This window comes from Pseudomonas sp. CM25 (assembly GCF_013179705.1).
Lineage (GTDB): Bacteria > Pseudomonadota > Gammaproteobacteria > Pseudomonadales > Pseudomonadaceae > Aquipseudomonas.
Genome location: NZ_JABMCW010000243.1, coordinates 1 through 8,762, shown reverse-complemented (window position 1 = coordinate 8,762; position 8,762 = coordinate 1). Strand labels below are relative to the sequence as shown.

The following is an 8,762-nucleotide window of genomic DNA, read 5'->3' as shown; positions in this document are numbered from 1 at the left end:
CATGGTTCCATGGCATCGGCGGGCCGGCACGCATGCCCTGGCTCAACGGCGAGCTGGCTGTCAGCGGCACCATCACGGTCTGGGCAGGGCCCGCCGGCAAGTCGATGCGGCTGGTCAATGTACGACCATCGCTGCCTTGCACCGTGACATCCACGGTCAGCGCCCAGTCCATGGCACTTTGCAGGCGCAAGGTGAGAAACTGCCCGGCGGACCAGTCCCACACGCCGGCTTGGGGGCTCAGGCGCAGGGTCGGCCGCTCGGCCGGGTTGAACACCACACGGCGCAATACCTCGCCTTCGGCCGTCTGTTCCGCGTTGTACTGCGGCATGCCGGCATCCTCGGTGACCACGTTGACCACCGAGGCCGGGCGCACGAAGCTGAACAGCGTCTGCTGCCCGGCCAGCAACGGCGAGCTGAACAACAGGGCAAAAACGGCGGGCAGGGTGCGACGGACCATAAGGCTGTGGCTCTCCTTCAGGGCCGTCATGGCCCAGGGCTGAGTAGTGGACAACGCGCCGGAGCAAGTGCTCCGACGGTCAGGAAATCTCCCGCCGGAACGGCGGCAGCGCATTGAGAATAGCCTTGCCGTAGCGTTGGGTGACCAGGCGCCGGTCAAGCAAGGTGATGACGCCGCGATCCTGCTCGGTACGCAGCAGGCGGCCGCAAGCCTGGATCAGGCGCAGCGAGGCGTCGGGCACGGCGATTTCCATGAACGGGTTGCCACCACGGGCCTCGATCCACTCCGCCAGCGCGGCTTCCACCGGGTCATCGGGCACGGCAAACGGAATCTTGGCGATCACCACATGCTCGCAGTACGCACCAGGAAGGTCGACACCCTCGGCAAAGCTGGCCAGGCCGAACAGTACGCTGTGCTGGCCATCGTCTACCCGCGCCTTGTGCTTGTTCAGGGTTTCCTGCTTGGACAGGTTGCCCTGGATAAGCACCAGCTTGCGCCAGTCACGGTCCAGGCCGTCGAACACTTCCTGCATCTGCTTGCGCGAAGAGAACAGCACAAGCGCGCCGCGGGCACCTTCGACGATATTTGGCAGCTCGCGGATGATCGCCGCAGTATGTGCCGCCGCGTCGCGGGGGTCGGCCTGCAGGTCGGGGACCCGCAGCACACCGGCATCGCCATGCACGAACGGGCTGGGCACCACGCAGGTGACCGCATCGCGGGGCAGGCCCGAACGCATGCGGAACCTGTCGAACTTGCCCAGCGCGGTCAATGTCGCCGACGTCACCAGCGCACCGTGGGCAACGCTCCACAAGCTGCGGCGGAGCATTTCGGCGGCGAGGATAGGGCTGGCGTTGACCTCGATGTCGAACAGCGCACCGCTTTCGGCCAGGGTCAGCCAGCGGGCCATGGGCGGGCTGTCCTCCGGGTCTTCGGCGGTAAAGGCCGTCCACAGCTCCCAGTTGCCTTGGGCACGGGTGACCAGGCTACCGAACAGCGGGTACCATTCCTCGGCCTGATGGCTGGCGATACCAATGCTTACCTCGCCATCCATGCCTTCCTTGAGCAGGTCGGCCAGGCGGGTGAACAGGTCGTTGAGGCGGGCAAAGCCCTTTTTCAACTCGATGCCCACTTCGCGGATCTGCTCCGGCACCACGCCACCCTCGAAGCGGTAGCGCGGGCGCTCGCGGCCCTCGGTGTCCTCGGTGGGGCGGAAGTCGGCAACCTGCTCGCACAGGGTGAACATGAACTGCTGCTGGGTGCGCACTTCACGCGCCAGTTCGGGCACCTGCTCGATGTACTTGCCCAGGTCGCCTGGCAGCGGGTGCTGGGCCAGCAGCTTGGTGAGGTTCTTGGCGGTCTGCTCCAGCCAGTCGGCAGTGGAACGCAAGCGCGAATAATGAGCGAAATGGCCGATCGCCTTGTCTGGCAGGTGATGGCCTTCGTCGAACACGTACATGGTGTCGCGCGGGTCGGGCAGTACCGCCCCGCCGCCCAGCGCCAGGTCGGCCAGGACCATGTCGTGGTTGGTGACAATAACGTCGACCTTGCCCATGCCCTCGCGGGCCTTGTAGAACACGCACTGCTGGAAGTTCGGGCAGTGGCGGCCGGTGCACTGGCTGTGGTCGGTGGTCAGGCGTGCCCAGTCCTGGTCTTCCAGGGCCTCGGGCCAGCTGTCACGGTCACCGTCCCAGCGGTTGCCGGCGAGCTTCTCGATCATGCTGTTGAACAGCTTCTGGCTGCGCTCGTCGACTTCGATGTGGAAGCCTTCTTCCTCGAACAGCTGCGCGGTGGCCGACTGGGCGTGGCCCTCCTGCAGCAGGATGTCGAGTTTGGACAGGCACAGGTAACGGCCACGGCCCTTGGCCAGGGCGAAGCTGAAATTGAGCCCGCTGTTGCGCATCAGGTCGGGCAGGTCCTTGAAGACGATCTGCTCCTGCAGGGCGACGGTGGCAGTGGCGATGACCAGGCGCTTGCCGGCAGCCTTGGCGGCCGGAATGGCGGCCAGGCTGTAGGCCACCGTCTTGCCGGTACCGGTGCCCGCCTCCACTGCCACCACGGCGGGCTCGCCGGCACGGCGGCCTTCATCGTCGCAGGCAATGTCGCCGAGCACTTTGGCCACTTCGGCGATCATCAGGCGCTGGCCATAGCGCGGCTTGAGGCTCTTGGCTTCGAGAAAACGCGAGTAGGCGCCCTGGATGGTGGCTTTGAGTTCGGTGCTGATCATGGTCTGCAGGCGCCCGGAGGGCTGGATATATTTTCAGTGTTTCGCATGGGGCGGCTATCATACCCCGCTATTGCCCTTTGTGCCGCATGGAGATCCTGATGCTTGCCTTTGCCCTGCCCTACACACTGCATGTTCTGGCCGCCCTGGTGTGGGTCGGCGGCATGTTCTTCGCCTGGCTGGTGCTGCGCCCGGCAACGGTTGCAGCCCTTGAGGGCCCTGCGCGGCTGCGTCTGTGGGTGGAAGTTTTCCGACGCTTCTTCGGCTGGGTCTGGCTGGCGGTGGCGATCTTGGCGATAAGTGGTATCGGCATGTTGCACATGCGTTTCAGCGGTTTCGAGACTGCGCCGAAGTATGTACAGGTGATGATTGGCGGGGGAATTGCCATGTTTGCCCTGTTCTTGCGCGTGCAGGCGTTGCTGCTGCCGGAACTGAAGGCGGCTGTCCAGGCCGAGGACTGGGCGGCGGGTGCAGCGGTGCTGGGACGGATTCGGCGGATGGTGGGGGTTAACCTGCTGCTGGGGATTGCCGTGGTGGCGGTGGCCAGCTCGCGGGGGATGGTGTGACAGTTGGGCCAGCCGCAGCACATTCAGCGCCTGTGAGATCGAGCGCCGCCGCTTCCCCTCAACCATCCCGCCGCACCTTCCGCACCCGGGGAATGGACATCACATGAAAAATCCCCGTCAACACTATCTGCAGCCGGTCGAACCAGCGGTGGCTGCGCCCTCGCAGGCTGCCATTGAAAAACAGCACTTCCAGCAGGTGCAGCCCCAGCAACACGATGCCCGTGGCATTGATCAGCAGATTGAAGGGCAACGGTTGCGGCACCAGCTGGTTGAACAGCAGCACTCCCCAGAAAGCGACCGTCAGGACCTTGCCCAGTCCCAGGATGAACTTCATGGCGTTCTCCCTACCGTTTTGAAAGCCAGGCTGGGGGGCTGCCCCCATTACCCTTCCATCGCCCGGGATACCGAGCGCCGCCTGGGCGGCGCTCGGTATCACACAGACTGCAGAGCGCAAACCTTCAGCGCTGGATCTTGATCTCGGTACGACGGTTCATGGAGCGCCCTTCGGCCGTGGCATTGTCCGCCACTGGCTGGGTTTCACCGGCACCTACCACCGAAACGAAGCTGCTGCGCGGTACACCGCTCTCGACCAGGTAGTCGGTCACCGAGTGGGCACGGCGCTCGGACAGTTTCTGGTTGTAGCTGTCGGAGCCGACGCTGTCGGTATGGCCGCTGACACTCAGGCGGGCAGAAGGCGCTTCCTGTTTCAGGCGCGTGGCAATGGTATTGAGGCGCTCCTTGTCACGGGCGGTCAGGCGCGCAGAGTCGAACTCGAAGTGCACATCGCGGATGACGATGACTTCTTCTTTCTGCACCACCACTTCCTCAACCACCGGGGCCGGCTCTGGTGGGCAGCCATTGGCATCGACCTGCACGCCGCGCGGGGTGCCGGGGCACTTGTCGCGGCTGTCCGGAACGCCATCGCCATCCTCGTCGCCATCACCGTGAGCCCAGCAGTAGCCCGCCGCCAGGCCACCGCCCAGCAACGCGCCCCAGCCAGCCCAGCTGGAACTCTCGATGGCACCCAGGGCGGCGCCGCCTACACCCCCGACGGCGGCACATTTAGGCCAGTCGGTTTTTTGCAAACCTGCACAACCAGTCAACACACTGGTCAGCAGTACCAGGGGTAACGCTGTGCGTACTATGCTCATTTCATTGCTTCTCCTAGGGGGAATCGGCATAAGGCCGATCTCTGGGAGTAAAGACCGCGCACTCCAACCCTGCCACCAATAAGCCACGACACGGTCACATGCCGCTTTGCCCGCGCGCGCCGGACCGCTAGTCTTGGACAACTTGAACGAGGATTGGCAATGACCGACGGTTTTTCCCAACGCACCCCGCAGCAGGCCCTGGCAGCCCTGCTAGAGCGTTTCACCCCGCAACGCCTGCTGCTGGTCGGCACGCGCTTTCCAGCCCTGGACGCCTTTGCCCAGGCGCACCCACAGGTGACCATCGCCAGCGCTGCACCGGGCCCGCTGCCAGCCGAACTGGCAGCCCAGCGTTTCGACCTGGCGGTGCTGGTCGACTGCCTGGAGCACCTGCCCAAGCGCGCCGGCCTGGAACTGCTCGGCGGCATCCGCAACCTCAATGCCAGCCGTGTCGCGGTGCTGGCCGACCTGGGTGCCTGCGGCTGGCAGGACACCGACTTCTTCGCCCTGGCGCTGTCGGCCAGCGAGAAATTTCGCCGTGACCAGCAGGTGCTGAGCCTGTTCACCTATGATCTACATGATTACAAACAGGTCCCCGACTGGCTGAACGCCAGGTTCTGGGCCAACCCTGAAAACTTCGGCAAGTACTGGTGGTGATGATGAGTGTCTCGGTCTGCCCTTGTGGCAGTGGCAACCTGCTCGATGCCTGCTGCGGGCACTACCATGCCGGCACCCCGGCACCGGATGCCCAGGCATTGATGCGCTCACGCTACAGTGCTTATGTGCTGGGCCTGATGGACTACCTGGTGGCCACCACCCTGCCGGCCCAGCAAGCCGGTCTTGACCGTGCCGCCATGGCTGCCTGGAGCGCCCAGAGCACCTGGCTGGGCCTGGAGGTGGAAAAGGCAGAAGTGCTGGGCGGCCAGCCGGAGCATGGCTTTGTCACCTTCAGCGCACGCTGGCACGATCAGGACGGCGACCATCAGCACCGCGAACGCTCGGCGTTCGTCCAGCATGATGGGCGCTGGTACTTCATTGACCCAACAGTCGGCCTGAAGGCGGGGCGCAACGACCCTTGCCCCTGCGCCAGCGGGCAGAAGTTCAAGAAATGCTGCGCCAGTTACGTGGGTAGCTGAGCATGATCGCCCGCGCCCGGTCGCTGCTGCTGGCTACGCTGATCGCCTGGCTGGCGCTGCTGGCGGGGTGTGTCAGCTGGGGGGGCGACGACTGGCGCGAGCCCGAGGTGCACCTGGTCGAGGTGGAAACGGTCAAGGCGAGGTTGCTGGAGCAGGAGTTCGTGTTGCACCTGAGGGTCGACAACCCCAACGACAGCCGCCTGTTCATCCGCAACCTGGCCTACGCGATACGCCTCAACGACCTGCTGCTGGTGGAGGATGAAGCCAGCATCTGGCGCAGCGTGGGCGGGCACGCCCGGCGCACCTTCAAGATCACCGCTCGGACCAACCTGTGGCGGCAGCTCAAACCCCTGGCCAAGCTGCTCAAAAGCGGGCAACCGCTGCATTACACCCTGCAGGGCGAGCTGGCGACCGGGTTGATCGTGCATCGGGACCTGCACTTGTCGCGCAGTGGTGAGATAATCCCCGGCGATCTCAACCCGGAGTAACCCTGCAATGTCCCAGCAACCTCACGTCCATGGCCCTGACTGCAACCACGATCACGACCATGATCACCACCAGGATCATGGCCATGTACACGGCCCGCACTGCAACCACGGCCACCAGGAGCCGGTACGCAACGCCCTGAAGGACGTTGGCCGGAACGACCCGTGCCCGTGCGGCAGCGAGAAGAAATTCAAGAAGTGCCACGGCGCCTGAGCCGATCGCCACGCGCCTAGCGTGAACAGGCGAGGCCTGGCCCGCTAGTTGGCCGCGGCAGGCCCTGATACCTTGCGCTGCAGCAACCCGGCGGTTGCCACCAGCAGCACGATGCACAGGGCCATGCAAATGGCGTTGGTGCCGTCCCAGCCGACCGTACCCAGCAGCAGCGACGGGCTGAACGCGCCAACCGTCGCGAGTACCGCAATCGCCAGGTCGTTCTTGCCCTGCATCTGCATGGCTGCCGGGCTGTTCTGCAGCGCTTGCGCCAGCAAGGCCCCGCCGCCCACATAGGTCAGGTTCCAGCCCAGGCCAAGGGCTATCAACGACAACGTCATCATCGCGTAGCTGTGCGACCACATGTTCATGGCCGTACAGGCGATCAACAGCCCCAGGCCAGCGCAGATGGTAGTCCTGATGCCAAGGCGCTGGATGATGGCGCCGGTGAAGAACGACGGGGCAAACATGGCAATCACGTGCCACTGGATGGCCAGGCGCACATCGGAAAAGTCTTCATGCATGTGTTTCATGTGCATCGAGGCCTGGATCATCAACAAATTCATGATTCCATACCCCAGCGCGGCAACCGCCATGGCCACGGCTACGACCGGGCTAAGCCTCTGCGCGGCCGCGTCCGTCGTGTTTACCGTGCGCTGCTGGCTCGCCGTCGCAGTATCGCCAGGCAGGCAGGCCGCAATCAGCAAGGCCATTACCGCCAAGCCGACAAAGGCGGCGTAACACAGCGAAAACAGCGGATACCCGCCTACCTCGCGCAGCCACTCGGTCAGCGCCGGCCCGACCACGGCAGCGATCACCCCGCCGGCCACCACCAGCGAAAGCGCCCTGGGTTTCAGGCTCTGGGGCAGGTTATCGGTCGCCGCGAAACGGTTGAAGTTGGCAAACGCGATATAGACACCCAGCGCTGAATGGCTGAGGACCAAGGTCGGAAAGTGCTGGTATTGCACTGCCAGGTACCCGCTGACGCCCGACAGCGCCAGCGGTATCGAACCCAGCATGAATGCCTTTTTTCGGCCAATGCGGCCCATCAGCCGGGACACCGGGTACGTCGCCAGCATCAGGCACAGGAACTGGAAGCCGTAAGGCACCGTGGACCAGGTGGCAGCGGGCGCCAGCGCTGCCCCGACGATCGCGGCCATGGTGACGGACATGACGGCCGTGGTCAGGTTGATCGACTGCGCGGTGAAATACAGGTAGGTGCGCCGCGGTAGGGTGCTGGTCATGGCGTGTGCTCACGGTGGTTCGAAGGGTTTTGGCATCGCGAAAAAGTGCCTACGGGCGCATGGTCGCATCAGCCGCGCGGGCTAGCTCGAACAGTCGACGAGGTTTTGGCTTAACTGTTAGGCTGGTTTTTCTAACAGTCGCGGACTCGCCATGCCTACGCCCAGCCTTCATGAGCAGTTGAAACAACGCCTCGACGCCGGCGAATGGCTGCCCGGGCAGCGTATGCCGTCCATTCGCAAGCTGACCGCAGCGATCGGCTGCAGCTATCACGATGTTGTGTCTGGCTACGCCCGGTTGGTCGGCGAAGGGTTGCTGACGTCCGTCCCTGGCCGTGGCTACTTCGTGGCCAGCCACCCACGGCAGCACGGGCCGGTGGATGCCCCCAGCGGCATGGCTGGCGACCCGCTGTTCAAGCTGCTGCAGGGTGGCCAGCACTACACCAAGCTGGGCAGCGGCTGGCTGCCACCCGCCTGGCGAGACACCGAACTGCTGGCCAAGGCGATCCGGCGCACGGCGCGCCTGGAGCAGAGCTCGCTGGCTGAATACGGCGACATCCAGGGCTACCTGCCCATGCGCAACCAGCTGTGCGTGCACCTCGCACGCCTGACCCGTATCGACGCGCGGCCGCACCAGCTGCTGACCACGCTGGGCGCCACGCAGGCACTGGACCTGGTCGCACGGCTGCTGATCACGCCAGGCGACCATGTGTTCGTCGACGAGCCTGGCAATGGCAACCTGATCAAGCTGGTCCAGCTGGCCGGTGGCCACGTGGTCGGGGTGCGGCGCAACCAGGATGGTCCGGACGTGGATGAGATGAAAAAGCACCTGGCCACGCACAAGGTCAAGGCGTTCTTCTGCAACAGCACCTTCCACAACCCGACCGGCGGCAATATCACCCCGCACAATGCCTTCAGCGTGTTGCGCCTGGCGGTGGAGCACGACTTCCACGTGGTTGAAGATGATGTGTACGGCGACTTCAGCCCCGGCGTTCGCCAGACCCTGGCGGAACTGGACAACCTGGAACGGGTCATCTACATCGGCAGCTTCTCCAAGTGCCTGTCGGCATCATTGCGGGTGGGCTACATCGCCTGCCCGGCGGCCCTGATCGAGCCGCTGACACGCTTGAAGCTGCTGACCTGCGTGGCCGTCCCGGCGTTTTGCGAGCGCTTCGTCAACACCATCCTGGCCGATGGTACCTATGCCCGGCACATGAATGACGTGCAGCAGCGCCTGATCCGCCAGCAGGCGCAAACCCAGCGTTTGTTGCTGGCGCGTGGCTGGCAGTTCGACATA

10 protein-coding genes and 1 pseudogene are annotated in these 8,762 nt (G+C 64.5%); 6 read left to right on the top strand and 5 right to left on the bottom strand.

Features of this window, described 5'->3' with window-relative positions:
* Positions 1 to 457: pseudogene (locus HP546_RS21480) on the bottom strand (beta-agarase); the annotation flags it as partial.
* Between the two features lie 79 nt (positions 458 to 536).
* Positions 537 to 2,681, bottom strand: a complete 2,145-nt coding sequence (gene dinG / locus HP546_RS21475) for an ATP-dependent DNA helicase DinG (protein ID WP_172229223.1) — start codon at positions 2,679 to 2,681, stop codon at positions 537 to 539.
* A 98-nt stretch (positions 2,682 to 2,779) separates the two neighbouring features.
* Here dinG and HP546_RS21470 point away from each other — a divergent pair, with 98 nt between their 5' ends.
* Positions 2,780 to 3,244, top strand: a complete 465-nt coding sequence (locus HP546_RS21470; protein ID WP_172229221.1) for a CopD family protein — start codon at positions 2,780 to 2,782, stop codon at positions 3,242 to 3,244.
* A 58-nt stretch (positions 3,245 to 3,302) separates the two neighbouring features.
* On the opposite strand, the gene HP546_RS21465 is transcribed toward HP546_RS21470, so the two are convergent.
* Together HP546_RS21465 and HP546_RS21460 are read right to left on the bottom strand one after the other, a co-directional pair.
* Complete coding sequence (locus HP546_RS21465) at positions 3,303 to 3,578, bottom strand: DUF1145 domain-containing protein (protein ID WP_172229220.1); 276 nt, start codon at positions 3,576 to 3,578, stop codon at positions 3,303 to 3,305.
* A 124-nt stretch (positions 3,579 to 3,702) separates the two neighbouring features.
* Positions 3,703 to 4,395: an OmpA family protein gene (locus HP546_RS21460; RefSeq protein ID WP_172229218.1), complete on the bottom strand. Its 693-nt coding sequence runs from the start codon at positions 4,393 to 4,395 to the stop codon at positions 3,703 to 3,705.
* Positions 4,396 to 4,554: 159 nt separating this feature from the next.
* Here HP546_RS21460 and HP546_RS21455 point away from each other — a divergent pair, with 159 nt between their 5' ends.
* From HP546_RS21455 to HP546_RS21440, 4 genes are read left to right on the top strand one after another with little or no spacing between them, the layout of a single operon-like run.
* Positions 4,555 to 5,049, top strand: a complete 495-nt coding sequence (locus HP546_RS21455) for a DUF6231 family protein (RefSeq protein WP_172229216.1) — start codon at positions 4,555 to 4,557, stop codon at positions 5,047 to 5,049.
* Between the two features lie 2 nt (positions 5,050 to 5,051).
* Positions 5,052 to 5,528: a YchJ family protein gene (locus HP546_RS21450; RefSeq protein WP_172229214.1), complete on the top strand. Its 477-nt coding sequence runs from the start codon at positions 5,052 to 5,054 to the stop codon at positions 5,526 to 5,528.
* A 2-nt stretch (positions 5,529 to 5,530) separates the two neighbouring features.
* Entirely contained in the window at positions 5,531 to 6,016 is a 486-nt protein-coding gene (locus HP546_RS21445; RefSeq protein ID WP_172229212.1) for an LEA type 2 family protein, read from the top strand.
* Between the two features lie 7 nt (positions 6,017 to 6,023).
* Positions 6,024 to 6,227: an SEC-C metal-binding domain-containing protein gene (locus tag HP546_RS21440; RefSeq protein WP_172229210.1), complete on the top strand. Its 204-nt coding sequence runs from the start codon at positions 6,024 to 6,026 to the stop codon at positions 6,225 to 6,227.
* Between the two features lie 44 nt (positions 6,228 to 6,271).
* Here the strand turns inward: HP546_RS21440 and HP546_RS21435 are convergent, their stop codons facing one another.
* Complete coding sequence (locus HP546_RS21435; protein WP_172229208.1) at positions 6,272 to 7,468, bottom strand: MFS transporter; 1,197 nt, start codon at positions 7,466 to 7,468, stop codon at positions 6,272 to 6,274.
* A 151-nt stretch (positions 7,469 to 7,619) separates the two neighbouring features.
* Between HP546_RS21435 and HP546_RS21430 the strand changes: the two genes are divergently transcribed.
* Positions 7,620 to 8,762: PLP-dependent aminotransferase family protein (locus tag HP546_RS21430; protein ID WP_172229206.1), on the top strand; the 1,143-nt coding region annotated here is incomplete at its 3' end.

What these genes read in the sequence shown, in the direction of transcription:
- dinG (WP_172229223.1), bottom strand. Translation starts at nt 2,681, where the DNA reads ATGATCAGCACCGAACTCAAAGCCACCATCCAGGGCGCCTACTCGCGT.
- HP546_RS21445 (WP_172229212.1), top strand. Translation starts at nt 5,531, where the DNA reads ATGATCGCCCGCGCCCGGTCGCTGCTGCTGGCTACGCTGATCGCCTGG.
- HP546_RS21440 (WP_172229210.1), top strand. Translation starts at nt 6,024, where the DNA reads ATGTCCCAGCAACCTCACGTCCATGGCCCTGACTGCAACCACGATCAC.
- HP546_RS21450 (WP_172229214.1), top strand. Translation starts at nt 5,052, where the DNA reads ATGAGTGTCTCGGTCTGCCCTTGTGGCAGTGGCAACCTGCTCGATGCC.
- HP546_RS21455 (WP_172229216.1), top strand. Translation starts at nt 4,555, where the DNA reads ATGACCGACGGTTTTTCCCAACGCACCCCGCAGCAGGCCCTGGCAGCC.
- HP546_RS21435 (WP_172229208.1), bottom strand. Translation starts at nt 7,468, where the DNA reads ATGACCAGCACCCTACCGCGGCGCACCTACCTGTATTTCACCGCGCAG.
- HP546_RS21460 (WP_172229218.1), bottom strand. Translation starts at nt 4,395, where the DNA reads ATGAGCATAGTACGCACAGCGTTACCCCTGGTACTGCTGACCAGTGTG.
- HP546_RS21470 (WP_172229221.1), top strand. Translation starts at nt 2,780, where the DNA reads ATGCTTGCCTTTGCCCTGCCCTACACACTGCATGTTCTGGCCGCCCTG.
- HP546_RS21465 (WP_172229220.1), bottom strand. Translation starts at nt 3,578, where the DNA reads ATGAAGTTCATCCTGGGACTGGGCAAGGTCCTGACGGTCGCTTTCTGG.